This window comes from Nocardia sp. NPDC052001 (genome assembly GCF_040680615.1).
Lineage (GTDB): Bacteria > Actinomycetota > Actinomycetes > Mycobacteriales > Mycobacteriaceae > Nocardia.
This window is the reverse complement of record NZ_JBFAXC010000021.1, coordinates 16,433-41,391: the sequence shown is the minus strand read 5'-3', so window position 1 is coordinate 41,391 and position 24,959 is coordinate 16,433. Positions and strand designations below refer to the sequence as shown.

Below are 24,959 nucleotides of genomic sequence, written 5' to 3'. Positions count from 1 at the left end.
GGAGCGTGCCTATCGAGAATGGCATCGCGAACGGGCCCGGAACGACTTCGGGCTCGGGGCAACACAATTGATTCAGGTTCGTGCGGATATCTGGGTGGCGAATATGATCGGCCAGCACGGAATGCGTACGGGGAGTGGCGGTCCGCCCATTCGCTATGACGCGGTGGCTCGGTGCTTGCGAGCCGTCGGCGATGACGCGTTGCGGGTCGAGGCCAGTGTGCACATGCCGCGCATCGGGTGCGGTTTGGCGGGCGGGCGCTGGGAGCGGATCGAGCCGATCATCTCCGAAACCCTCCTGGCCCGGGAGCTCGCCGTCACGGTGTACGACTTCGACTAGCGCACAACAGATTTCGACGTGGACCATCGGTCCGACAGAACTGCTGGGGCGCACAGTCTTGACGCGGTTCCCGTGCGGACGGTTTGAGGTGATCGAGGCGGGGTAGTCCCCTGGCCATGACCGTGACATACCAAACCAGTGCCGGCCGAACCGTCATCTCGATGCTGGACCGCAGCTCGAACGGCACCCCGCAGCGCGATCGACTCGTACGCGCCCAGGCCGGTTTGGCCACGCTGGCCGGTGGATCCGCCCTCTCGGCGCTCGCGATCCTCACCCTGCTGTCGCCGCATCTCTGAGCAATTCCGGCCACTCGTTTTCGTGATTGCCGCACCATTGCAGGTCTATCGTGGAGAAGCACCATTAATGATCTGCGAGGAGGTTTCCGATGACGAGAAAGGTAGCTGACTGTCGTCGGTTCCCCAGCGACTCGAATTGCACGCTCACCATTTCCGGCGAGGAAGACGAAGTCCTGCGAGCGGCGGCCGAGCACGCGGTCTCGGTTCACCAGCATCAGGACAGTCCGGAATTGCGTGAACAGCTTCGCGGGATGCTCGAGGACGAGAAAGTAGCGCCGTAATCGCGCCCCGGTGGTCAACCACCGGGTCACCGATTCGGCGATAACGACGGCGTTGCCGCTGTGCGGCAACGGCGATCGTCAGTGGTTTGCGGCGTGACGCCCGGGCCGGGCGACGGTGCCGAAGTCGATGCGGGGAAGTTCCTGGGTGGGTGCATCGAGTTCACTGCGCAAGTGAGCGAGAAATTCTTCGAGACTGCTGTAGCTGGACAGGATCTGCGCCATCAACTTCAGCGCACCACTGGTTTCGGTACCCATCGTGATCTCCCCTCGGATAGTCAGGAACCCGGGATCGCTTCCGTTCGGTCCCGGTGCAGGTGGGACCGAACGCGCCGCCCCGGGCGGGGACGGCTCACCACGCATTAGAGTAGAGACCGCCCGAGGTGTTCATCCGATAAAACACGGCCACAATTGTGCGGATTTCGGCCATGCTGTCTCGTTCACGAACATAGCCGCCGAGTCCGCACCCGGCGGGTAGGTTCACCCCGGCGTTTCGGATAGGTTCCGAATTTCGGCAATAACGATCGCATTGCCGCCCTGCTGTTTTGCGCGATACATCGCATTGTCGGCGCAGCAGAGGGTTCGGCGAACCAGATCGTCATGGCGGGTCGGGCCGCCGCAAGCCGGGAAAGGAGCCAATCCGATGCTGGCGGTGACGGCAATGGCTCCGGTCGGTTCGGCGACGGCGCGGCGTAGTCGATCGGCCACCTCTGCGGCCGGATCTACCGGCAGGCGCACGATGATCGCGAATTCCTCTCCGCCGAAACGCGACACGATGCTGTCCGCGGGCGCGGTCCGGCGTAGCCGGTCGGCGGTGGAGATCAGGACCTCATCGCCCCCCGAATGGCCGTGGGTGTCGTTGACGGCTTTGAAACGGTCGAGGTCGATCATCAGCACGCAGGCCGGGGCCGGTGCGGGCCGAGAGAACCAGATCGCGGCGTGATAGTCCAAGCCGCGCCTGCTCAGCAGCCCGGTCAACGGGTCGGAGAGCATTTCGCCGCGAAGCAGCGAGTAGCAGAATTGCAGGCCCGGCGGCACGATGACCGCCGCCGACATACCCAGGAGCATGATCATCGCGGAGGTGATGTCGCCGCCGCGCACCAGCGGGATCGATAGCAGAACCGCGGCGAGCAGCGACCAAACCGTCTGCACGGCAAGCACTCTCGGACTGTGCAGCGCGCTGACATAGATGCCGATGATCAACAACATCATCATCCCGACCGCGCGCACGACATATCCGGGACTCACCGCGCACACCGCCGTCACGCAGACATCGGCGATTCCGATGAGCACCAGCGATTCGGTCTCCCCCGGCCACGGCCGAAACCACCAGCGCGCACACCACACCACACCGACCCCGGCCAATAGCCACAACAGCATTCGCGATGTGGAATCCATCGGCCGCGTCGGAGACAGCACGGTCAGTACGGCGATGATCGGTGCGGCCAGACCACACAGACCTACCGCGACCCGGAGGCCGTCCAATGCCGATCGGGCGTCGATCGCGTCGACCACCCATCGGTAGTCGACGTCCTCACGCCACCAGTCACGAACCAAGCGCAGATCAACGAGCATGTCCGGCCCCCTCGGTGCGGAACGAACCCTCCTGCTTTATCGATCAACGTCCGCCCACACCACCTCCGGCCGGATTACCGCAGTGTACGCACGGCCTATGACAGCGATCGAAGAATCGTGTGCCAGGTCACAGTTCGAGCATGGGGACCAGGAACTGGCGGGCGATCCGAGCGAGCTGCTCCTCATCCTCGAGATCGACGAGCTGGCTCGGAATCGCCAGGAAAGACGCGCAGATTCGGACCATCACCTCTGCGATCAGCTGGGTGTTCAACTCCGCCGAGATCGTTCCCGCCCGCTGTTCCGCACCGAGCTGGTTGGCGACGAACTCGCGGACCATCGCCACCGCCCGGCCGCCGTCGCCGATCAGCGAGCTGGTGAACTGATCGGGTTCGGCGGTGATCAGAGTGCCGATCAGAGGGTTGCCGCGCAGGGTACGCAGCGAGCTCACGAATCCGGCGACGACACGATCGGCCGGGGTGGCCGCAGCGGCGATATCGACCAGGAACGTGTCGAAGTAGCCGCGGAACTCCCGCAGGATCACGTGCTCGACCAGATCTTCCTTGGTGGGGAAACGGCGGTAGACCGTAATGCGGGAGACTCCCGCCCGCCGGGCCACGTCCTCCATGGTCGAGCGCTGAATTCCCCAGTGCCGGAACTGTTCCGCGGCCGCGTCGAGCACACGGGCGCGAATCCGATCGGTGTCGTCGCCCGGCTGTACCGCCTCCAGATAGACGCGTTCGATGAGGGATTTCCCGGCCGCGGGCGGCACAGCTTCCACGGTGTCCTCCTGAGATCGATCGCCTATGGTACGCAGCTACGTTAGCTGTTTCATTGCATCGCGAGTGAATCGCCAGGGGCACCAATCGGATTCGATTACCGGTTGGTCAGCGGAATCTCAATACTCAACGGCATGCGGAGCTCGGCCATGTACCACATCGCGAACTGGCGCAGGAATTCGTCGAACATCCAGTACGGAGCGTCCACCACCGGGGCCACCGACAGCACGCCCTCGCGCACGGCCACGAATGGACCCCACGCGACCTCCAGCAGCGGACTCCACACCGGTTCGCGCGGGATGGCGAGCCAGTCGGCGACCTTGTCCCCCATGATGAATCGGGTGAACGCGCCCAGCACGCCCCGGCTCAGCAGCGTCAGGTCGAGGTTCGCGCCCAAGTTCAGCAGTTGATTGGCCAGATCCTTACCCTCCGCGGTCGGCGCGAGGATGGGGTCGAGTTGCTGTGCGGCCTGCACGTTGGCCTGCTCCCAGGTGGCGGGCAGGTATTCGTCGCGGATGCCGAGCATATGCCCGGCGAGCTGCCAACTGTGCAGGTAGCCTTCGGATTCCGCGGCGGGCATGGGCATTCGCCACGCGGTGAGCGTGCGCATGATGGTGGTCGCCAAACTGTGCCAGGTGACCATCAGATCGTCCTGGCTGATCGGGGTGACCCCGTCGGGCCAATACGGTGAGCGCGGCAGCAGATGCCGCACCGAGGCGTGGATGATCCGGGTCTTCACGCAGGTCACGATCATTTCGCCACCGGCGCCGTAGGCGTTGACCGTGCCGATGTCGTAGCCGAATTTCGCGGTCTTGGCGATGCGGTCCTTCAGGTGCGAGCCGCCTCGGGAGTAGTACACCGCGAGCGCCTCGTGCGGGATGACCGTGGACATCATGCCGCTGGCGAACGCGTACAGCACCCCGAGGTAGAGCCCACGCTTCTTGGTGAATTCGAAGGAGCTGGCCAGCTTGCCCTGATCGGCCCAGGAGGGCAGCTGCCGAGCGGATTCGATGAACTCCGCCAACCCTTTCGGCAGTCCGGCGGGTACGGGTTGATCGTTGTAGACCCACGTCGCCAGCAGTCTGTTGACCTCGGGCACATCGTAGTGATCGATGACATCGGCCAGTACCGAGTCCGCGTCCGGATCGAACATCGTCATGGGATCTGCGCCGTCACCGCTGCCCACCACCGAATCGGCGGGCGACCATTTCCACGGCTCCGCCCGAGCGGTCCGCGCGGTCAGCGCCATTGCGCCGACCACTCCCAATAGCCCTCCACCGGTGCGCAATGCGTCGCGGCGGCTGAGGTGGTGTGCGTCCATCATCGAATCCTCATCGTCGAGAGATACAGAGACACAATCCGTGTTTCCCTGTATCTTCATGACAGCACATTGTTACCGCCATCACAACCGATTGCGGCACAACACCTTCCACCTGCGGGTGGATCCAGAGAAGGCTCGAATCGATGAATCCCTATGTCCTGATCCAGAACCTGCTCAACCGCCTCGACCTGGGCTCAGCGGGTAGCAGCGGTCCTGTCGCTACGCCGCCAGGCATAGGCGAGGAAGGCGATCAGACCCAGTAGCGGCAGGCTGCTGACGGCCCAGCTCACGCTGAGGGGTGGGCCGGGCTGGGGTAGGACGGCGAGATCGCGGAGTTCGCCTTCGCCGTGGCCGCGGGGACCGTCCAGGGCGAAGCGGAAGGTCCAGGTGCCGTCCTTGTCCAGGGATCGCACGTCCAGGCCCCAGTCCTCGCGTTTGCGCGGGTGGTGCGAGAGGGGTTCCGAGCGGCGCACCTTGCCATTGGGCTGCACCGTGGTGAGCTTGCCGGTCATGCCCTCGGTGCCGCCGTCGGGGACGAAGGTGAAGTCCAGCGATTGCATTGCGCGCAAAGGCCATTCGCTGAAGCCGACGGTCAGGTTGTACGGGCCGACGCGGACGTTCTCGGTGTGCACGATATTGACCGGTTGGTAGGCGGCGGCGGTGCCGGTGGTGGCGATGAGCGCGCAGCACAGCGCGAGTACGAAGGCGGCCAAGGGAGCCAAGCGGCGGATCATGCGTGCACCTCCGGTGCGGGCGCGGTCAGGCGCAGCATCGCGCCGAATCTGTGTCCGAGGAATCCGCCGAGCGCGCCCAAAACGGCTCCGGCGATGGTGGTTCCGGTGACGATGGATGACAGCGGCCAGTGCGCGTCGTAGATGAGCGTGTTCTGCTCGAAGGACAGCACGGCGATGATCGCGCCGCCGATCGCACCGGCCAGCAGCGGCAACAGCCGGGCCGGGGCGGTGGTGCGGCGCAGGAGGAGATCGAGCACGATCCCCACCGGGATCAGGCAGAACGGTATCAGCGCCGGGGTGGTCGGAATGCTCCGAATATGTTCGCGCAGCGGCAATCCCACGAAATCGGCGTAGGCGCGCGCGGCCCATGGCGCGAACCACCAGAACACACCCTGAATGGCGGAGGCGAACACCGCCACACCCGTCGCGCCACCGCGCCGGAACGCCGCACCCGCGATCAGCAGCAGAATCGCCATGAACGCGGTGACCGCGACGGTCCAGCGCACGGTGCCCTGGCTCAGTCGCTGCACCGCCAGCGCGGTGACCGTGCTCGAGGTCAGCAGGTGCGCGAGCGAGACCAGCGCGCCGATCTCACCCCAGCGCTGCCCGCGCGCGGCCGCGAACACGATGACCGTGCCCACCGATATGACCGTGCTGGACAGGAAGAGACCGATATGCGGGGGTGAGTCGATGACCGCGTCGAAGCCGTAGAGGCTGTGCCACCAGAGGTCCCACAGTCCGTAGAGCAGGAACGAGGCCGCACCGAGCGCGGCGACCAGATACCCGAGCGGTGCGGTGAAGGTGCGGCCGAACACCCCGATACCCGGTCCGCCCAGTGCGGGGTCCACCTCGCGCCCGGCTCGCCCGGCCGCGGTGGTGTGCAGAATGACCGCGAGACCGGTGAATCCGGCGACCGCGGCGCTGGCGTAGATGAACAGGTGCGGCAGGGTGAAGAAGGTGTCGGGACCGACATCGGCGTGCCACTGGATATCCCAAGTGGATCCGATGGCGAAGGTGGCCGCGGCGGCGAACAGGATCGCCGCGGGTATCCAGGGTTTGACGACGAGCGGGGTGGACGCGGTGGCAGTGCGCCCGCCACCGTCTGCGGTGAGGTCCATTGCGGTCTCCTCGAGGTGATCGATCGGCTGCGGAATTGGCTGACTATGAGATCGACTGGCTGAGTAATCAATTGGCACGAACGGAGAAGGTGGCCGACCCCGTTCCCTGCGGACCGGACAGTTGTACGGTGATCTCCCATTGCCCGGGCATGGGCAGGTTCACCCCGGCGCGATAGCGTCCCGGACCGGTGGCGGTCGCGATGGCGGTCGGCAGCGCATGACCCATCTGCGGCATGGCCGGTGCCACGATCACCTTCTCGGGTGCGGCGGGATCGCCTTGCGCCGTGCGGATTTCGAGATCGACCGTATTGTCTCCGGTCCGTGCGCCGTCCCCGGCGACACTCAAGGCCACCTGATACGGTCCGGCCGCCATTCGCGACACCGACGCACCGCCGCCATCGGGCCACAGCCACCAGACCGCCAGCGCGGCAATGACTATGGCGGCCATCGCGACTATCGCCCGGCGCGCGGTCATCGTGGAGCTCCCATCCGGACATCGACGACCGCGGGCAGCGTCAGGACGCCGTAGCCGCGCTCGGCCTGCGCCCAGACCAGATATCGGCCCGGTAGCGCGAATGTGAAGGTGAAATCGACAGTCGGTCCGTACTTCGTGACGGTCTCGTCGGCGGGCTGCGCACCCGCGGGCGGCAGTGGGGCCATGGCGTGCGCGTGCGCCCAGATCGGCGCGGTCGCGGCGGCGCTGCCGGTCGGCGTCCGCTCGGGCAGCGGGCCGACCGCGATGAGATGGCCGACCATGCCGAGCCACAGTTGTAGATCTGCCCCGCCGCCGAATCGTGCGGTGAGCGTTGCGGGTTCGCCCGCCACCGGATCGCTCACCGTGAGCGTCGCACCGGGAGGGAGGGGATCACCGGGCGCGGTCGTTCCGAGTTCTCCGGACACAGTCGGTATGGCTGGTGCGGCAACCGCAGCGTCCAACCTCGCCGCCACCCTCAGCAATTGCACGCCGCCGCCGCGCCGCGCGATCTCGGCCGCGAACGCGTACTCACCGGATTGCCCGCCGCGCAGCGAGATTCGATAGTCGCCGGGCGCGACCCGGATCGGATGGCGATGCCACAGCCGCCCGTCCGGCCCGACCACCATCAGATGCAGCAGTGCGTCATCGTTGACGAGCAGATCGTCCACGGGACGGCCGGTCGCCGAATCGGTCAGCGCCAGAAGGATATCGGCGGGATCGTTCGCCTGCACCGCCATATTCACCGGCGGCCGTGAGTAATTGACTGTTCGCGGCAGGTCCCGCTCAGGAAAGGGATCGCCCACATTGTCCGAGGTGGGATCGAGCAGGCTGCCCGCCGCACGCGGTGCGGGCGCGTAGCCCGACAGCACGGCCCCGGTCACCCCGACCGTGAGCGCGACCAGGAACGCGCCCGCGGGCAGCAGCGTCACCCATCCGCGCCGCGAGATCAACGCGGTGCCCAGAGCCACCAGCAGCATGGCCCCGGCGGTGCAGAAACCTCCGTAAGCCGCACGCTCCCACGGGGTTACCACGCGGCCGTAGACCAGGAACGGAATGCGCGCGGTGCGTTCCCCGTCGAATATCGTCAGTTCCCAGGGTCCGGCGTGATCCACCCGCAGCGTCACCGGATACGGACCCGCCTGATCGGTGAGCTGCACCGTGGCAGATCCGGCGTCACCGGCACGATCGGCGGCGGCCACCCCGAGCGTCAGCGTGCCCGCCGGTGTTCCGGCATGGGTCACGAGATCCACTCGCAGCGGCCCGGGTTCGGCGCGCCGCACGATCACCGTCAACTCCCGGTCGCCGAGCGACTGCGCCACCGTCACATCACCCCCGCTCACCGCGCCATCGGCCCGCGCCGGTCCGGCCCCGAGCACCGACAACAGCCATATCCCCACCACCCCGACGATCAGACCAGCGCCCCGCGGGCGAAATGTCAACGGCAACCGCACTGTTCCGAAGCTACCGAAACAACCACCGGTCTCGAATCCCTCTACAGAGGGATGCCACCCCGAGAAGCCCCCGATGGCGGTCGATGGTCGCGGGAACACGCAACGCGGTCTCCCCGCGAAACCGGCCTGGCCACAGACGATTACAGCAATTCATCGCCACTCCGGAGACAGACACGCAGAATTTATGCGATACTCGAATCGCACGTGGTATTCCGTGCATGGGGAAAATGCACGCGGGGTCGCCGACCCACAGGCGGCCGTTCAACATGCGCTTTCATATCTTCCACCCATATCGATACCGGGATCGATTCTCGCAATCAGGAGAGCCGATATGCAGACACCGGCATACACGCGCGGCTATCGCGAGGGCTATCGGGCAGGTTTCAAGGACGGCGACGCCGAACTGCCCAGGGCTTTCACTGCCGCAACACAATTGGCAGGTAATGGCGACTACCGGCAGGGCCAGTGGGACGGATACGACCGAGGTTACGAATCCGCGCTCACCGCGCGCAAGTAGTCCGGCCGCATCCACGCTACGCAAACGTCAGCAGTGTGTAGCGCCCACCTGAAGGAGAGACACGGTGCCACCTCGACCAGCACGGGTGGCACTGTGCCACAGCGGCGCTTACGCCGGGATGGTGTCGCCGGGGAAGCCGTGGCACAGGTGTACCTCGGGGATCAGCATTCCGGCTTGGACGCAAGGATCTTCGGCTATGAGCTTCGTGGCTTCGTCCACCGAGACAGTCATGATCGCGACGCCCGCGACGGTGTCGGAGGCCACCGGGCACAGGACGGCGATTATGCCGTCGGCGCGGAGGGAGACCATGCGGCGCTGGTGTTCGAGTTCTATTGCGTTGGCGCCGTCCATTGTTCGGTTCGGACCCCAGTGCAGCAGCACCAGACTGTACGGTTTCGCCGTCGCGGCCACGGCTTGAATCTCTTCATCGGTCACCGTTGGTTTCATAAGCCCACATGATGCCCTTGCCACGGAGATATGACCGAGTATCGGCGCGTCGCGAGCGACTTGCCTTGTGCGGGATCGGATTTCGGGGCGAGCGCTTGACCTGGGCGTGGGGACCGCCGGACGATCGAAGCCCAGCATGGTCGGCGAGGATGAAGCGAGATGCCGATGAGTACAACCAGTTTGAACAGTGGGAATCTGCTGCCCGCGGCGGGGGTGAACAAGGGGTCCGCGGTGGATATGGGGGGATATCTACGGGTTGGAGACTATTTCTTCAAACAGGGCCCGTTGAACGGGTTCTATGCGGTGCTGCAGGCCAACGGGGACTTGCGGTTCTACTTCGCCAAGCCCGGGGCGACCGGGGGCGCGTATGCCGATATCGATCCGAATCAGCCCTACTATTCGGTGGTCGGCGACGCCGGGGCGGCGCATATCGACAAGAGTTGGAAGTTCAATCCCGCGCAGACCAACGGGCAGTACTTCGCCACCATTCAAAATGATGGCAACTTCGTCATCTATCGGGGTACCGGGCCCTCCGACAACCACGGACCCTGTTGGGCCACGAATACGTGGCAGAAGGGGGCCGGGCCGAAATACTGGGCGGTGTTCGCGCCGGATGGGAACCTACAGATCGGTTCGGCTCCGGAGGGGGTGGTTCCGGACAATGGATTCAATCCCGCGTTCATCACGTGGCAGTCGGCGCAGAGCTATCAGGCGCAGCGGGTCACCAGCGGTCACAGTCTGCAAGCCGGGCAATGGATTTCGCGCGGCATCGTATTGCCTTCCGCCAACGGGAAATACGGGATCACGCTGACCGAGACCGGCACGTTCGCGCTGGTGTGCGGCACTCAGCCGGGAAATCCGATCCAGGGTGGCACGCAGCAGTACTGGAGCAACAAGATCACCAAACCGGCGTTCCCCTGCTTCGCGATCATGCAGACCGATGGCAATCTGTGCGTCTACAAGGGCACCGATCCGGGCCACAATCAAGGCCTGTACTGGGCGATTTCGGGCAAGGCTCGCGCGCAGGGCAGCTACGTGGCCAACCTCGACGACAACGGAACCCTGGCCGTGTACTCCGGCAATGATCCGAACACCACCGCGGCAGCACTGTGGAACAACGCCGCGCCCGCGAATCCCACCGACAACGTGCTGACCATCCTTTCCGGTAACAACCAGACCGTGCACGGTGGCGGTATCGGCCACGACTGGGTGCCGACGGCGCCGCTCTCGGTCAAGTACGGCAAGGGAAACGGCGTGCCCTTCGCGGGCGTCAAAGTCTATTTCTCACCGTACAACCCGCAGGGCCAGGCGATGCGGATCTCCTTCGACGGCAACTCCGAGCAGGCGTACGCGAACTACACCACCGATAACACCGGCACCGCCACCACGCCGAAGGTCTATGTCTTCATCCTCGACCAGTCCGGCACCACCTTCGATATCCGCGCGGCCATCGGTGACTACAACGGAAACCCACACGTGGACTTCATCATTCACGGACTCGACCCGTAACGACCGCGAGGCCGAAGTCAAGCCCGGACTGTGCATGTGCACGGTCTCGGCGTAATCGCCGCACCTGCGGGTCGTCCGCGGCTCACGATCGGTGCACTGCCGGAAAACTCAGGAGTGCACCATGATTCGCAGGATCGCGGCCGCGGCGGCCATCAGCGCCGCGCTCATCGGAACCGGAGCCGGACTCGCGCAGGCCGAAACCCCCACGCCCGAACCGGTTGCCGCGGGCCAGACGCAGGCGCTGGTCGGTGAGCAGGTCGGCACCGTGGTGGGGACTGTGGTCGGGGTGGGCGTGGGCGCGGTGCTGGGCGGCGCGTTCGCCTGTGCGGTCACCGCGCCCGTCTGCCCGGTCGGCACGATCGTCGGGGTCGGGATCGGCGGCGTGGTGGGCGGAGCGATCGGAGCCACCGTCGGCGCGAGCGCGGGCGCGGCCCTCGGGGCACAGATCCCGGCCTGAACCGACGCCGAACGCCTTTCACCGCCGGCTCCCTACACGCCGACGCTCACCGGATGACCAGATTGCACGAGTCGCCGGTGCAGTCTCGACGCAGGCGACCGCCGGAGATCGTCTGCGCCAAGCCGATCAGCCAGCACATCGGGCAGCCGCGCAGGGCCACCAGCCCGACCGGCAGCAACAGGAGCGCGCCGAGACCGAGAATCGGTGTCAGCGCGAGTGATCCGAGAAGCGAGCCGAATCCGATGAGGCCGCGCACCAGGTGTGCCGAGAGGGATCGGCTGGCGAAGGACGGCTCGCCCGACCGGACTGGAGCGCTCATCGCGGTGCCTCCGCACTCGGGAAATCGAGTGCGGAGCGCACCGCCGCGCGCGCCCGATGCAACCGGGATTTCATTGCCGCCGTGCTCAATCCGACCGCATCGGCCACCGTCCCGCCCGGCAATCCCTGCACATCACGCATGATCAGCACCCGGCGTTGATCGGGCGGCAATGCCGCGATGGCCGCGGCCACCCGCTCCACCTCGAGCCGAGCCAGCACATCGTCCTCGGCCGAGGAGACGCACAACTCGACCTCGGGTTCACCGCGGCGCGCCAGATCAGCCACCCGCCGCAGACATTCATTGCGCACGATGCGGAACATCCACGAGGCCAGCGCCCCGGTCGCCCGCAGGGTTCCGATCTTGCGGTACAGCACGATCAGCGCTTCCTGCGCCGCGTCCTCGGCATCCTGACTGCTCGCGCACAGCGAGAACGCGAACCGTCGCACATGGGGATGCGCCCCCGACACCAGTGCCGCGATCGACGCCTCGTCCCCTTCCCGGGCAGCCGCGACCACCTGCTCCCCCGGCCATGCGCCATACCTAGCCACGCGCCCGCCTCCTTCGCACCAACACCACGCAACTACACACCGATACGGCCGCGATCACCACGGCGACAATCCCTATGGTCATGAGTTCCCTTCCTCGATGCGCGCCCGGGTGGACGCACACCCATAAGAGCGCTCAACCGCCGAAAGGATTCACCATTGGGAGCCCCTGCCCCCGAGCCCCGAATCCGACTTCGATAGGGTCATCCCATGACATTCGTATTGCGTTCTGCCGCAAGCGCTCTCGCGCTCACCGCGGTATCCTTCGCTGCTCCAATGGCATCGGCCCTGCCCACCGGCTCATTCGGAGCGGGCGACGGCCGCCAGGTCGTGATCGTCGACAACACCCTGGAGCTGAGCGATCTCAACTCCTGCTGGGCCAGCGGATTCCCCCGCGACATCCACTTCGACAACCGCAGCTCCCGCAACCTGCTGGTCTTCGGCACCAAGGACTGCACCGGCGACCCGATCGCCACTGTCCCCGGAGGCACCTCGGGCACCTACTGGGGCTGGTCGGCCGTCGGAGCCTAGCGCGACAACGTTCACGCGGCCCCGGCATCTACCGCCGGGGCCGCGCTGGTCAACGGCGGTAATTCAGTAGGGATTATCGAGCGTGGTCGGAGTACCGGCGACCTCCAATGCCGTTGCCGGATAGGCAGGTCCAGCGGTGTAGAAGCGAGCTCGCGTTTTACCGACCGGCTCGAGCACGCGAAGCGCCACCAGATCGCGCAGGTCGCGCTGCGCCTGCTGCAAACTCAGCCCTTCCGATTGTTCATAGCGGGTACGGCGCACCCTGCCGGACATCGCGACATCATGTAGGGCGCTGATGACCCGTTCATCCAAGTGAGTACCGGCGACATACTCTTCCAGCCTCGCCCACACCGTTCCGGACCGAACCCAGCGAGCGTGCACAGTTTGAGCCTGCTGATGGTAGGCGGTCAGGTTGAACCGAATCCATTCGGAGACATCCTGATCCGGACGATAAGTGCTGCCGCGACGGCCGAGTACCTGGTAGTACTCCCATGTATTGCCGGGCCTGCCAAGCCACGCCTCGATCGACGAGAACTCCGGTGCGAGAACACCTTCGCGAGCGATCATCAGCGTCTGCAGGGATCGGGACATTCGGCCATTGCCGTCAGCCCACGGATGGATGGAAACCAGGTGCAAATGTGCCATCGCCGCACGCACGAGAGCGTGCGTCCCATCATCGACGTTGAGCCAGTCGACGAGTTCTCCCATTAGATCGGGCACCTGATCGGCGGCGGGGGCCGTGTAGGCAGCGATGCTCGGGTCACGGGCGTCGGTGACATACACCGGACCCGGCCGCCATTGCCCCGCTGGGCGGCGCTCAGTGTGCCTGTGCCCCTGCAACATCCAATGCAGTCCGTTGAGAAAACCCTTGCTGTACGCGAAATCTTCAACGTTATGGAGTGTCTGAATGTAGGTCATCATTCGCTCGTAGGCGAGCGTCTCGGCCTTGTTTTCCTCCGAGACCTCGACATCTCGCTCACCTGCGATGAGGTCTTCCACATCGACAGTGGAGACTTTGAATCCCTCGATCGAGTTGGACGCTGCAACAGAGTCCGCAGTGAGGAACTTCCGGAGACCACCCGCCCACTTGCCAGGTTTGGCCTGAACCTCGTGGCGCAGCTGGTCGCGCATACGATCTACCTCGGCTAAGACACGGCTGTCGGCAGACGTCAGCGCAGGCGTAGGAAACAGCATGATCCAACAATAGAATGACATAATCATTACGTCAAGTGTGGAGGCTTGCTCGACGATTTGCGCAGGCCGTCCCGCCTGTCGATTTGAGCAACCAACGAAAACCTCCTCGGCACCCGTGGACGCCACGGAGCTGAGGAGGTTTCGGACTGCTTCGGGATATCGGCACCAAGCAGATTCGTAGTGGGCGAAAGCTATTGGCCGAGGGACTGACTCAGTAGTACTCGTGCCAGGCTCTGGGTGAATGCGGGGAGTTGGGTGGACCAGGAGCCGTCGGTGAAGGTGGAGGGGACGGTGGTGGTTTGGCAGGTGGGTGGGTTCGGGGTGTCGGAGTTCATGGCGCGGTCCAGCCAGGTGAAGGAGCCGCCGACGCTGGTGAGGGCTTCGATGCTGTGGTCGCTGATGAGGTCGGGGAGGTCGTCGCGGACATAACTCACTGACGCACCGGCCGCGCAGTAGCGGGCGACCAGGGCATCGACCTTCGCTATCGGGCTTACCTCGTCGTTCACGGCGTTCACGATGTACATCGGTGTGGTGGGGGTGGCGGTGCCGCGGGCTCGGTCGGCGATGGTCGCGTGGATTACCGGGTCCGAGAGCACTTGATCCAGGGGCACGGTCAGCAGGTCCGAGGCGTTGATGAAGAGGTTCTTCGAGACTGTGGCGGAGACGCATTCGCGGCCGGCGGCGGCGAGGATCGCGCGGGCTCCCGGCTTCAGGTAGCGGTCGAGGGCGGCGGAGAATTCTGGGGAGTCATACATGACTGCGGCGACGCCGACGGCGATCAGGCCGCCCGAGATGCGGCCGCTGACCGATCGCATTGCCGCGGCGAGGTCAGGGATCGGCGCGCCGAGTACGGCACCCACGATGTTGAGTTCCGGCGCGTAGGACGGGTGTAGCTCTGCGGCCCAGCTGGTTCCGATGCCGCCGCCGGAGTATCCGGTCAGCGCGGTGCGGGTGGCGGCACCGTCGAGGCCGAGGGGGCTGAAGTTTTCGGCGGCTCGAATCCCGTCCAGCACGGTGTATCCCATGACGCGGGGTGTGAGGAAGCGGTTGTCGATGCCGCCCGGGTCGGGAATCGATACCGTCCAGCCTCGATCCAGCGCGATCGCGGCTTCGAGTGCTTCGCTCGGTGGCGGGGAGGCGAGATCCCCGGCGGTCATGGTGTAGGAGGGCATGCAGGTACGCTGGATGGAGTCGTAGGCCGCCTGCACCGAGAGCAATCGGGTAGGGCCGGAACGGGTTTCGGGTCTCAGCACGGTGGTGACCGCGGCGTACGGGTTGCCGTCGGCGTCGGTGGTGCGGTATAGCAGCTGCCAGGCGTTCACCGCCAGCGGCAGCGACGGGAGGGCTGCGGCGCGGACCGCGCGACTGGCGAGAATGGTTCCGGGCGTGGTGGATTCATAGCCCGCGGGCGGATCGTAGAAGGTGTCGGCCGGAGCGGACTGTGCCGCAACGGGATCGGGTGCGTCGTCGGCCGAGGCGGCCGGAAGCCCGGCCAGCACGCAGGCGCCGGTCAACGCCAGAGCGCCGGTGAGCGCGGACAACCGCAGCAGGGCTGAAACATGGTGCCGTGGGCGCGCATCGGTGATGTGGTGAGTAGTCATCATTCTTCCGGGTGATTCGAGCACGGACGAAAGCCCTCGACGCCGCGCATACCCCATGCGATGCGCGGTGCCGAGGAGGTGGTGGGGCCGTTACGGAATATCGGCGCTGAGCGGGATATTCACCCAACTGGGCTCGGCCGGATCCAGTCGCAGATGCTGCGGCGCGAGCTTGCTGTCGACCAGAATCGGCATGGGCGGCAAGCCCTTCGGGAAATTGCTGGCGTAGACGTCCACGCGCAGGCGATGCCCGGGTTGCAGGACCGCGTCGGTGGGGTCGATCGCGATATCGAGGACCAGCGGCTCGCCCGGGGTCACGGTTTGGCGCTTGTCGACGTCGAGGAAGTAGACGGGCCGGGTGAAGTCGCCGTTGTCCGTTCTGGTGCTGCGGGATTCGTCGATCTGGCGCAGCGAGGCCACCAGCTGACCCGAGCTGATCTCGCGTGAACGACCGTCCGGGGACACGTCATTCACGGTGACGACCCAGTAGCCGTCGGGTTGATCGAGCACCGTGTTCAGATGCGCGCTGATGGCCCCGGAGATGACCGTCGGTTCGGCGACCGGGCCGCTGGTGAAGCTCAAGCCGTTGTTCTCCCAGATCCGCGAGTCCTCACCGCAGGCCATGACGATGGACGGGACGCCCGCCAGAATGCGCGCGGTATCGCGGGAGCACACGCCGAGGATTCCCGGCGCGACGGTCAGATCATTGACCGCGCCCTGTCGCGGTGCGCCCGAAAGTCCGCCGTCATACAGCGAATTCGCGGTGCCGGTGCGCTGATCGTCGAGATACATACGGCGGTAGCCGTTTCCGACCTGCGGGTAGGTGTCCGAGGAGATCCATCCGCCACCCTGCTGCTTCAGCGTGACCGGGCTGTATCGGTCGATCCCGTTGTCGATTCCCTTGAGCCATTTGTCGAACCACGCACGCTGGAGCACATCCAGGCGCGGTGGCATCGCTGGATCGCCGAATCCCTTGATCCCCGCGCCCGCGTGGAATCCCTCACCGACAACGAGTTTCTTCCGGTCGGCGGTTTGCGGTATGGCCCGATAGGTGTCGGTGGGCGTGCTGCCGAACAGATCCCACCAGCCGCTGACCATGAAGCTCGGTGCGGTGACATTCTGACTGTCGGCCTTGAGCCCCCGGCGCACCTCGGAGTCCGGGTCGAACAGATCACGGGTCTTGGGCATGAGCTGGCCGGTATTCATCGCGGTGAACGCGTTGGCGACCACATCCACCATCGTCAACGGGTCGGCGAGCCTGTCCTGCAACCACTTCAGCTGCTGTTCCGGGTCGAACTTACCCGCGATGACCGACTCCACATCGGGCGCGAATTTGGCCAGGTTCACCACCATCGGCCAGAACGCGGCGAACCCGAATCCTACCGCGCCGCCCGGTGCCACGATGTCATCGACGAGGTCCCCGCTGCCGATATAGGTGAAGACCGCCTTGATCGCCGGATTGCCGCGATCGGCCGAGCGCAGTGCCGCGATACCGGTCGCCGACGTGCCCTTGACCCCGACACTGCCGTCGCTCCACGGCTGCTTGGTGATCCAGTCGATCACCTCGGCGGCGTCCTGCCGCTCCTTGTCCCCGAACATCTGCCACTTGCCCTGGGACGTCCCGGTGCCGCGAATGTCCACGTGCACCATGTTGTATCCAGCTTTGACCAGGTCATAGTTGTGCAGAAAGGTCTGCAAAGCACCCGACCGCAACTGCTGGCTCAGATCGGTGAGTCCCTCGAGCCCGGATCCGGCGGGCGCTCCGATGGATCCGATCCACGGCAGCAGGACGTTCTCCACCCCGGGCACCTGCAACAGCACCGAGGCCAGGTTGATCGCGATCTTGCTGTAGGTCTCGAATTCCACGATCGTCGGCAGTTTGGCGTCCACCGGCCGCCCGGTGTTCCCGGGCCGGGTGACATCGAGTTTGATCACCGTCCCGTCGCTCAGGGTGACCGGCTCGGCCAGGTCCGGGAAGATCTGCGCGTACGGTTGCGGGCCGTCGACCGCGGCGGTCCACGCGGCGGCGTACTGCCCGCCGTCGATCCCGGTGAATTCGGAATCGGCGGCCGAGACCGGCTGGACGAACAGGGTCACCGCGGCGATGCCGATGACCGTCACGCTCGCCTTTCGAGCGAACAATCTTGCCCCCACCCTCGATTTCATATCGCTCCACATTCATTCGAGTCATCCGAAACGTCAATGTTTTTCAGAGTTCGGACGCATTAGCCGATTACGAGTTACCAGCGGGTAGGGACTGTAATGCGGCCCACATCGGCCGGGCAACCTGCACATGGCTCATTCCGCCGCGAAAACCCCAGCTCAGAACGATGTACGTGGCGTTTTATCCCACGGCGACAATATTTTTCGCCGGGCCGGTGGCAGAATATGTTAATTGCATTGGTAGTTCACGGCCGCAACTGCGGATATTGCGGCGAATCGATGCCCTGCATTAACGTCCGTAGTCGCGAATAACCGACATCGGGAAAGGCGATCCATCACATGGTGACCACGGCACGTGCCGCCGGCCTAAGGGACTATCCGGCATTGGTCGATGAGTTGGGCGGCGATGGCGCGGCCCTGCTCGGCCGTTTCGGCATCACCGTAGCCGCGGTCACCAATGATGAGGCCATCATCCCCGCCGAGCCGATCGGGTGGGCGCTCGAAGCCGCTGCGACAGAACTGAATTGCCCCGACTTCGGCCTGCGGCTGGCCGTCCGGCAGAACCTCGACGTGCTGGGACCGTTGGCGGTCGCGGTGGCCAATGCCGCCACCGTCGGCGATGCACTGGAGTTCGCCTCCCGCTTCGTGTTCACGCACAACAGCGGCATTTCCGTCAGCCTGGTCGAGGATCCGGAAGGACAGCCGGGGACCATCGGCTTGGAGTACCGCGACACCTCCGCCGCGACCGGCTTCGCGCAAGGCGCGGGACTGTCGGCGGGCACGATCCACAAGGTCCTGCAGCAGGTGGCGGGTCAGGACTACGGTTTGCGGTCCGTCCAGTTGCCGCATCCGGCGGTGGCTCCCGAAGCGCTCTACATCGAATACTTTCGCGCACCAGTGGTTTTCGACTCGCCGTACGTCGTCTTCCGGATACCCGCCGAGATGCTCGCCCGCCCCATCGCGGGCAGCAACCACACCCTGCGCACCATCTCGGTCGACTACCTGAACAGGAACTTCTCCGATCAGGATCACACCATGAGCGCCCGCGTCCGCGTCGCGATCGAACAGCTGATCACCACCGCCAAACCCGATATCGCGACCGTTGCCCGCATGCTGATCATGCATGAGCGCACCCTGCAACGCGCCCTGGCCGCCGAGGGCACCACCTTCAACGATGTCCTCGACAGCACCCGCCGCGACACCGTCTACCGCCTGCTGCGCGAGACCGATCTGCCGATGAGCCAGATCACCGCGCTCGCCGGCCTACGCGAACAATCCGCGTTGACCCGGGTGGTGCGCCGCTGGTTCGGCGTCACACCCCAGCAGATCCGCAATTCCGCACGCGCGCAACATGGTTCACCCACCGGGATTCGCGTGCAACCGGTCTCACGCGAATAGTCGCGGGCCGATATCGCCCACCGCTCCCCCGCGGAATTGACTCGGCGTGGTGTCGAAACGCCGACGGAAAGCCTTGTTGAAGCTGCTGGCCGAACCGAATCCCAGATCCGAGGCGATATCGGCGATACCGCACCGCTGGTAGGCGGGGCTGCGCAGGCGCTCACACGCCACATGCAGTCGTTCTTCTCGAATGACTTCGCTCGGTGTGGTGCCAATGGCGTTGAACGCCAATTGAATTTGACGCAGCGACCAGCCGAGCGCGGTGGCGACTCGCGCGCTGGTGAGGTCCGGATCACCGACGTGGGCGCGTATGTACCGGCGGGCGGTCGCTGCCACATCGGCGAGCGGGGTGGCCGAGGTCGCCGGATCGCCGAGGATCTGCATGCACAGCAAATCCACCAAACGTTCGGAGACACTGTCGAATTCGCGGTCGGTGAGGGCGGCGCACTCGGTGTACAGGCCACCGACGATCCCGGCGGAAACGCGCCCGAGCCCGGTGGTGAGATCGAGCGGGCCGAGCGGCGGCGCGACGCGGTTGAGGCGATGCCGTACCTGCTCGCGCGGAATGTTGATGATCACCCCGCGCGTGGCCTCTGACATGGACAGCGCGAACGGCTGGTCGATGGCTACCAGCAGCATTGCCGCCGGGGTGAGGATTCCGTGCCCGTCGTCGGACCCGAAGGCCAGCTGCCCGGTGAACGGAATGATCAGCCGATAGTTGTCATCGGGATCGGCACGGATGAGTTTGCGGGTGCGCAGGTAGGTGACGGCATCGGATTCCCAGCCGATCAATTGATAGGAATCGGTGCGCCGCAGTTGGGTACTGCCCTGGAAATCGGTGCGGCTGGGAAACCGGTAGCCGAGTCGGCACTGGTACATATTGATCACGTGCGCCCAATAGTCGGCCCGCTCACGTGGATCCACGGCATCGGTCGTGGCCGAGTCGGCAATAGCCGCTGTGTTCATCGGTACCGTCTCTCGGTTCGGCGACCATCGGTGCCTGATCGTCAATCCAATTCGAGGTCAGAGTGTACGACCGAACCCGCGCGGACCGCAGCCCGGCCACGATCGCCGGTTCTCCGCTCTGCGCATTCGGACAATGGCCGTGCGCTCACGGACAAGCGGGCACGCACGGCCGATCGATACCGTCCGAGTAGCTGACTCCTGGATCGCCGGGTGTGGCCGACGGTATCGACCCCGTTCAACCGGACGCGGACGGGTAGCAAGGAGTTCATATGCGCGCAATCGCGACCGGCGACGAACCGGCCGCGGGTGCCGACCCACTTATGTTGCCCCGCAGTGAAATAGACCGAATGGGGGAATCCAATGAGCCTTCCGATCCGCCAATCGACCCGGTGCCCGCGCACACCGCTATGTACTTCGTTCTCGTCCCAGGGGCGGCGCGTTTCGGATTCATCTCATCGCTGTGGGGCTGACCACGGGTTATCCATCGCCAGCGATCGCACCGGGAGTACGACCATCGAGCGGTACGAAATCGAAACGTTTCTCGCCCTGGCGGAGGAATTGCACTTCCGGCGGGCCTCCGAACGATTGGGGTTGTCCACCGGCCGAGTCAGCCAGACGGTCAAACGTCTCGAACGTCGTGTCGGTGTACCACTATTCGATCGCACCAGCAGGCAGGTGGCCCTTACAGCGACCGGACAGCGGCTCCGTGATGACCTACAGCCCGCGTACGAGAGCGTGCAACGCGCGGTGGCGCGGGCGATCGAATTCGGTCGCGGCATCACGTGCACCCTGCACATCGGATACTCCGCGCCGTGGGTGGCCGATCTGCTCGGGCCCGCCGCGGACGCTTTCCGGGTGCAGCGGCCCGACTGCGAGATCACGATTCACGAAGTGCAGGTGGGGAATCCGCTCGGCGGACTCCGCTCGGGCGATCTCGATCTGCAGATCAGCGAATTCCCGGTCCACGAGACGGGTCTCGCGATCGGGCCGGTGGTCCTGACCGAGCCGCGCGCGCTCATGGTCCCGGCGCGGCATCCGCTCGCGCGACGCGACTCGGTATCGCTGGAGGATCTCGCCGATGTCCCGCTCGTATCGATTCACGGTGCGGTGCCGGGGTATTGGCTCGACGCCCATCTGCCTCTGCACACACCGTCGGGGCGACCGATTCCGCAGGGGCCGACCGCCACCTATTGGACGGAGATCCCCACCCTTGTCGCGGCGGGTCGTGGCGTCTCGCCGGTGGCAGCGTGCGCCCGCCTCTACTACTCCCGTCCCGGCATCGCGTTCGTGCCATTCCGGGACAGTCCGCCGATCGAGTACGGCCTGCTCCGGCCGATCGGCAGGGATTCGGCACCGCTGCGCACGTTCATCACCATGCTGCTCGAAGTGGCTGCGGCGCACCGTGAGACCGGCTCAGGCGGCTTGCAGGCATTGGGCGCGTAGCTCGCCCAGTACCTTGGTCAGGATTCGCGAGACCTGCATCTGCGAGATGCCGAGGATTTTCGCGATCTCGGACTGGGTCTTGTCCTGTCCGTAGCGCATGACCAGGATCGAGCGTTCGCGCGCGGGCAGCGCCGCCAGCAGCGGACCGGCGGTGAGGGAGTCTTCCATCAGCGCGTATCCGGCGTCGAGGTCACCGAGGGTATCCGCCGGAGAATAGCCCGAACTGTCTTCGGTCATGGTGAGCATCGCGTCCAGCGAGGACGCGGTGTGGCTGTTGCGAGCGATCAGAGCCTGGGTGACTTCGAGCAGATCCACCCCCATGTGCTCGGCGATCTCGCGTGCCCTGGGCTCGCGTTCGAGGCGCTGCGCCAGCTCCGGGATCACCTTGGCCAGTTGCTGTTGCAGCTCCTTGGTTCGCCGCGGCACGCGCACCGCCCAGGTGCTGTCGCGGAAGTAGCGTTTGACCTCCCCCATGACCGTCGGCACCGCGAAACCCAGGAACGTTGCTCCGTGCTGCGGATCGAACCGGTCCACCGCCAGCACGACCCCGACCGCGGCGACCTGGGTCAGATCCTCGAGTTCCACCCCGCGCCCGGCATAGCGGCGAGCCACGTGCGCGCCCAACGGCATGGCGGCAGTGATGATTTCGTCGCGCAATCGAGCCCGCTCGGGGTCCTGCGGGTCCATGGCCGCGAGCTGGTGGAACCGGGGCTCGAGATTGTCGTATGAATCGCCGCCCGTCGCTGTGTGGGAAGAGTGTGCGGGTCGTGCTGCGTATTCAGTTGACATATCAATCCCTTGTGGAGGGGTCGCCCGGAACAGACTGGGTACCTCCAGCACTTACCCGGTTTCGACGAGTCGAAACGACCATGATCCACATCCGGCACGGCGTTATCCGCGCCCGGACGATAGCGTCACGAGCGTGAGTGAAGATGGGACAACCGAAGTCGAGCAGTTGCGTGAGCGCGTGGCGCGGATCGAAGCCGTCGAGGCGATCAAGGCGCTCAAGCATCGGTATTGGCGCGCGTGCGATGCCAAGAATCCGCGGGGCTTCCGGGACTGCTTCATCGCCGAGGGTGCGTCGATCGATTTCGGAACGCTGGGCCGATTCGATGACGCCGACGGGATCGTGAAGATCTTCGAATCCATTGCGCTGCACCAGGTTGACGGGAAACCGGTGATACTCGATATGCATCACGGCATGCTGCCCGACATCACGCTCACCTCCGCGACGTCCGCGAACGGCGTCTGGACGCTGCGGTTCCGGCAGGTCAATTTGATCGATAGAACCGAGAGCGTTTCCACGGGCGAATACGACGACGAGTATGTCATCGAGAACGGCGCGTGGAAGATGTCCAAATCGCACTTCCGGACATACTGGACGATTACCCGGCCGCTCGCGCCGGACACGGTCATCACCGTCGCGAACGACGGTGCCTGAGCGATCGGCTCGCACTGCCCTTCGTCACTGCGTAGCTGGGCGTGAAGTCCTCGGTCCGGCAATAGCGCCGCGTATGGCGCGCTGGTGTGAAATGTCCGGTCTCAAGGGGTGAACGCGACTACTTTCAGCTGATGGGCGCGTCGCATACGCAGACCTCGGCCGTCGGCACCGGCCGGGGTTTGTCCTACCTCATGTTTGCTGTCGTCGTCATCGTCTACCTCGCCCTGATTCAGGGCGGCGGGCTGCTCATGAAGCACCTCACCGGCGAGGACGACTTCCTGTCCACCCGAGCGGTGTTCTACATCATGATCATTCCGCTCGGTGCGGCGCTGGCGTTCACCTACGCGGTGATCGGCTATCTCGGCTGGCTGCGGCCGGTGCTGCACGACGACCGGCCCACACAATCGTGGGTGCGCGTGGTGCCGATCGTGTTCCTGATCGCCATCGCCGGGGGCATCGCCTACAGCGCGCTCTCGCAGAAGGGCTGGCTGTATGTCGTTGCGCTGCTTATCGCCACGCAGTTCGTGGGTTGGGGCGAGGAGGGGATGTTCCGCGGTATCGGGGTGGTGATGCTGCGCGAGCACGGGCTCACCGAAGGCCGGGTCGCGCTCTGGTCGAGCGTGATCTTCGGCGCGGTGCACCTGACCAATGCCATCAGTCACGGCGCTTCGGCGCTGCCGCAGGCGATCATGGTCAGCCTCGCGGGGTACTTCTTCTACCTGATCCGGCGGGTTACGCGCGGCAATGCGGCGAACTCGATCATCCACGGGCTCTTCGATTTCACGCTGCTGTCCGGGACCGCGATCCTGGCCGAGCAAACCTTCTACGCCGGCACCCTGCTGCCGATCCTGGTCTACCCGTTGCTCGCGATCATCCTGCTGATCAAGCGCCGCCACATCGAACCGGCCGTCAGCTGAGCCGACCGCTTGGGAATACCGCTACTCGCCCGTAAACCCGGCGAAGCCCTATCGTGCTGCGGGACAACGCGGTCGAGCAAGCGCGTACGCGACAGGTGCTACCGAACGGATCCGACGGTGACCAGCTCAATCCATCGACTTCTCGTCAAACCCGACGATGCGGGCATTGCCGGGCCCGTCGACGGCGGCCGTCTGTTGGAGTGGATCGACAAAGTCGGCTATGCGGCGGCCGCGCAGTGGAGCGGGCGGTACTGCGTGACCGCCTATGTCGGCAATATCCACCTCGACCGGCCGATCGCGGTGGGCGAACTGGTTGAGCTGCATGCGAATCTGGTGCACACCGGGCGCACCAGCATGCACATTCTGGTGACGGTCTACTCGACCGATCCGACCCGGGCCAAGCCGATCCAGACCACCCAATGTCTGATGATCTTCGTCGCGATGGACGACCACAGCCACGCCGTCGAAGTCCCGCAATGGGTTCCGACCACCATCCTCGAACAGCAGCGCAGTCGCCAAGCGCGCGAACGCATCTCGGTGCGCCGCCGCATCGAGGAGGCGATGAGCGCCCAGCGGTACACCAGCGCGGGCACCGCGCCTGATGCCACCCTGCGGTTTCTCGCAGCGCCCTCGGATATCAACTGGGGTGGCCGGGTGCACGGCGGGCGGACCATGGGCTGGATCGACGAGGCCGCCTACGTCTGCGGCGCGGGATGGGCCGGACAGCACGTGATCACGTCGTATTTCGGCGGTATCCGCTTCTACCGCCCGATCGCCATCGGCCATGTGGTCGAGGTGACCGCGCGGCTGATCCACACCGGCCCGCGCAGCATGCATATGAGCGTGCACGTCACCTCGTCCGATACCTTCTCCGATCAACCCGTGCTCGCGGCCCACGGACTCGCCGTCGTCGTGGCGCTGGGCGAGGACGGAAAAGCGCGACCGATCCGCCCCTGGGAACCGGTGTCCGGTGAAGACCGAGCACTCGACGAACACGCCCGGCAATTGATCGAATTCCGCGCGGAAGCCACTCCTTTCACACTGGCGGGAGCCGTGCCCCCGGACGCCGAACCCAGCTATCTGCGCGTACCGGTTCTCTCTTAGCCCTGTGCCCTGCGGAATCACCGCGAACGCGGTCGGGAATGATGCAACG

General features: G+C 65.3%; 28 protein-coding genes. 12 read left to right on the top strand and 16 right to left on the bottom strand.

The window, feature by feature from the left end; genetic code table 11:
* Positions 1-94 precede the first annotated feature (94 nt).
* The 3 genes from AB0L82_RS42215 to AB0L82_RS42205 all read left to right on the top strand — a co-directional run bounded on the left by AB0L82_RS42215 (position 95) and on the right by AB0L82_RS42205 (position 914).
* Positions 95-337: a hypothetical protein gene (locus AB0L82_RS42215; protein WP_364650753.1), complete on the top strand. Its 243-nt coding sequence runs from the start codon at positions 95-97 to the stop codon at positions 335-337.
* Between the two features lie 116 nt (positions 338-453).
* Entirely contained in the window at positions 454-633 is a 180-nt protein-coding gene (locus AB0L82_RS42210) for a hypothetical protein (protein ID WP_364650751.1), read from the top strand.
* Positions 634-722: 89 nt separating this feature from the next.
* Positions 723-914 carry a DUF1059 domain-containing protein gene (locus AB0L82_RS42205; RefSeq protein WP_364650749.1) on the top strand — a complete coding sequence of 64 codons (192 nt, stop codon included), beginning with the start codon at positions 723-725 and terminating at the stop codon, positions 912-914.
* 78 nt (positions 915-992) lie between these two features.
* Here AB0L82_RS42205 and AB0L82_RS42200 read toward each other — a convergent pair whose 3' ends face one another.
* The 8 genes from AB0L82_RS42200 to AB0L82_RS42165 all read right to left on the bottom strand — a co-directional run bounded on the left by AB0L82_RS42200 (position 993) and on the right by AB0L82_RS42165 (position 8,307).
* Positions 993-1,169: a hypothetical protein gene (locus AB0L82_RS42200; protein ID WP_364650746.1), complete on the bottom strand. Its 177-nt coding sequence runs from the start codon at positions 1,167-1,169 to the stop codon at positions 993-995.
* A 222-nt stretch (positions 1,170-1,391) separates the two neighbouring features.
* Positions 1,392-2,486: a GGDEF domain-containing protein gene (locus AB0L82_RS42195; RefSeq protein ID WP_364650743.1), complete on the bottom strand. Its 1,095-nt coding sequence runs from the start codon at positions 2,484-2,486 to the stop codon at positions 1,392-1,394.
* A 127-nt stretch (positions 2,487-2,613) separates the two neighbouring features.
* Positions 2,614-3,264 (bottom strand): helix-turn-helix domain-containing protein, encoded by a 651-nt coding sequence (locus AB0L82_RS42190; protein ID WP_364650740.1) that lies wholly within the window; start codon positions 3,262-3,264, stop codon positions 2,614-2,616.
* 95 nt (positions 3,265-3,359) lie between these two features.
* Entirely contained in the window at positions 3,360-4,583 is a 1,224-nt protein-coding gene (locus AB0L82_RS42185) for an oxygenase MpaB family protein (protein WP_364650737.1), read from the bottom strand.
* Positions 4,584-4,777: 194 nt separating this feature from the next.
* Entirely contained in the window at positions 4,778-5,317 is a 540-nt protein-coding gene (locus tag AB0L82_RS42180; RefSeq protein ID WP_364650734.1) for a hypothetical protein, read from the bottom strand.
* Positions 5,314-6,435, bottom strand: a complete 1,122-nt coding sequence (locus tag AB0L82_RS42175; RefSeq protein WP_364650731.1) for a hypothetical protein — start codon at positions 6,433-6,435, stop codon at positions 5,314-5,316. The genes AB0L82_RS42180 and AB0L82_RS42175 overlap by 4 nt, the downstream gene beginning before the upstream one ends.
* 67 nt (positions 6,436-6,502) lie before the next feature.
* On the bottom strand, positions 6,503-6,910 hold the full coding sequence (locus AB0L82_RS42170; protein WP_364650728.1) for a FixH family protein: 408 nt from the start codon (positions 6,908-6,910) through the stop codon (positions 6,503-6,505).
* Positions 6,907-8,307: a hypothetical protein gene (locus AB0L82_RS42165; protein ID WP_364650725.1), complete on the bottom strand. Its 1,401-nt coding sequence runs from the start codon at positions 8,305-8,307 to the stop codon at positions 6,907-6,909. The genes AB0L82_RS42170 and AB0L82_RS42165 overlap by 4 nt, the downstream gene beginning before the upstream one ends.
* Before the next feature lie 385 nt (positions 8,308-8,692).
* Between AB0L82_RS42165 and AB0L82_RS42160 the strand changes: the two genes are divergently transcribed.
* Positions 8,693-8,878: a hypothetical protein gene (locus AB0L82_RS42160; RefSeq protein ID WP_364650722.1), complete on the top strand. Its 186-nt coding sequence runs from the start codon at positions 8,693-8,695 to the stop codon at positions 8,876-8,878.
* A 108-nt stretch (positions 8,879-8,986) separates the two neighbouring features.
* On the opposite strand, the gene AB0L82_RS42155 is transcribed toward AB0L82_RS42160, so the two are convergent.
* Positions 8,987-9,313 carry a hypothetical protein gene (locus tag AB0L82_RS42155; RefSeq protein ID WP_364650719.1) on the bottom strand — a complete coding sequence of 109 codons (327 nt, stop codon included), beginning with the start codon at positions 9,311-9,313 and terminating at the stop codon, positions 8,987-8,989.
* A gap of 177 nt (positions 9,314-9,490) precedes the next feature.
* On the opposite strand from AB0L82_RS42155, the gene AB0L82_RS42150 reads away from it, so the two are divergent.
* Positions 9,491-10,834 (top strand): hypothetical protein, encoded by a 1,344-nt coding sequence (locus tag AB0L82_RS42150; RefSeq protein WP_364650716.1) that lies wholly within the window; start codon positions 9,491-9,493, stop codon positions 10,832-10,834.
* A 121-nt stretch (positions 10,835-10,955) separates the two neighbouring features.
* Positions 10,956-11,291 (top strand): hypothetical protein, encoded by a 336-nt coding sequence (locus AB0L82_RS42145; protein ID WP_364650713.1) that lies wholly within the window; start codon positions 10,956-10,958, stop codon positions 11,289-11,291.
* A 46-nt stretch (positions 11,292-11,337) separates the two neighbouring features.
* Here the strand turns inward: AB0L82_RS42145 and AB0L82_RS42140 are convergent, their stop codons facing one another.
* Both AB0L82_RS42140 and AB0L82_RS42135 read right to left on the bottom strand, forming a co-directional pair.
* A complete protein-coding gene (locus tag AB0L82_RS42140) occupies positions 11,338-11,610 on the bottom strand; it encodes a hypothetical protein (RefSeq protein ID WP_364650710.1) in 273 nt (90 codons plus the stop codon).
* A complete protein-coding gene (locus tag AB0L82_RS42135; RefSeq protein ID WP_364650707.1) occupies positions 11,607-12,158 on the bottom strand; it encodes an RNA polymerase sigma factor in 552 nt (183 codons plus the stop codon). Before AB0L82_RS42135 ends, AB0L82_RS42140 begins: the two co-directional genes overlap by 4 nt.
* Before the next feature lie 207 nt (positions 12,159-12,365).
* Between AB0L82_RS42135 and AB0L82_RS42130 the strand changes: the two genes are divergently transcribed.
* Positions 12,366-12,686, top strand: coding sequence for a hypothetical protein (locus AB0L82_RS42130; protein WP_364650704.1), 321 nt, complete (start codon positions 12,366-12,368; stop codon positions 12,684-12,686).
* A 63-nt stretch (positions 12,687-12,749) separates the two neighbouring features.
* On the opposite strand, the gene AB0L82_RS42125 is transcribed toward AB0L82_RS42130, so the two are convergent.
* From AB0L82_RS42125 to AB0L82_RS42115, 3 genes are all read right to left on the bottom strand, one after another.
* Positions 12,750-13,817: a Fic family protein gene (locus AB0L82_RS42125; protein ID WP_364650701.1), complete on the bottom strand. Its 1,068-nt coding sequence runs from the start codon at positions 13,815-13,817 to the stop codon at positions 12,750-12,752.
* A gap of 254 nt (positions 13,818-14,071) precedes the next feature.
* Positions 14,072-15,481, bottom strand: coding sequence for a lipase family protein (locus tag AB0L82_RS42120; RefSeq protein ID WP_364650698.1), 1,410 nt, complete (start codon positions 15,479-15,481; stop codon positions 14,072-14,074).
* Positions 15,482-15,571: 90 nt separating this feature from the next.
* Entirely contained in the window at positions 15,572-17,632 is a 2,061-nt protein-coding gene (locus AB0L82_RS42115; RefSeq protein ID WP_364650695.1) for a CocE/NonD family hydrolase, read from the bottom strand.
* A 348-nt stretch (positions 17,633-17,980) separates the two neighbouring features.
* On the opposite strand from AB0L82_RS42115, the gene AB0L82_RS42110 reads away from it, so the two are divergent.
* Positions 17,981-19,039, top strand: coding sequence for an AraC family transcriptional regulator (locus AB0L82_RS42110; RefSeq protein ID WP_364650692.1), 1,059 nt, complete (start codon positions 17,981-17,983; stop codon positions 19,037-19,039).
* Here AB0L82_RS42110 and AB0L82_RS42105 read toward each other — a convergent pair.
* Positions 19,028-20,005, bottom strand: coding sequence for an AraC family transcriptional regulator (locus tag AB0L82_RS42105; RefSeq protein WP_364650689.1), 978 nt, complete (start codon positions 20,003-20,005; stop codon positions 19,028-19,030). The two genes, AB0L82_RS42110 and AB0L82_RS42105, sit on opposite strands and share 12 nt — an antisense overlap.
* Positions 20,006-20,365: 360 nt before the next feature.
* Here AB0L82_RS42105 and AB0L82_RS42100 point away from each other — a divergent pair, with 360 nt between their 5' ends.
* Entirely contained in the window at positions 20,366-21,448 is a 1,083-nt protein-coding gene (locus AB0L82_RS42100) for a LysR family transcriptional regulator (protein WP_364650686.1), read from the top strand.
* Here the strand turns inward: AB0L82_RS42100 and AB0L82_RS42095 are convergent.
* A complete protein-coding gene (locus AB0L82_RS42095) occupies positions 21,419-22,135 on the bottom strand; it encodes a SigB/SigF/SigG family RNA polymerase sigma factor (RefSeq protein WP_364650683.1) in 717 nt (238 codons plus the stop codon). The genes AB0L82_RS42100 and AB0L82_RS42095 overlap by 30 nt on opposite strands.
* Before the next feature lie 235 nt (positions 22,136-22,370).
* Between AB0L82_RS42095 and AB0L82_RS42090 the strand changes: the two genes are divergently transcribed.
* The 3 genes from AB0L82_RS42090 (at position 22,371) to AB0L82_RS42080 (ending at position 24,910) form a co-directional block, all read left to right on the top strand.
* On the top strand, positions 22,371-22,889 hold the full coding sequence (locus AB0L82_RS42090) for a nuclear transport factor 2 family protein (protein ID WP_364650680.1): 519 nt from the start codon (positions 22,371-22,373) through the stop codon (positions 22,887-22,889).
* 131 nt (positions 22,890-23,020) lie between these two features.
* Positions 23,021-23,806, top strand: a complete 786-nt coding sequence (locus tag AB0L82_RS42085) for a CPBP family intramembrane glutamic endopeptidase (protein ID WP_364650677.1) — start codon at positions 23,021-23,023, stop codon at positions 23,804-23,806.
* Between the two features lie 117 nt (positions 23,807-23,923).
* Complete coding sequence (locus AB0L82_RS42080; RefSeq protein WP_364650674.1) at positions 23,924-24,910, top strand: hotdog domain-containing protein; 987 nt, start codon at positions 23,924-23,926, stop codon at positions 24,908-24,910.
* Positions 24,911-24,959 lie beyond the last annotated feature (49 nt).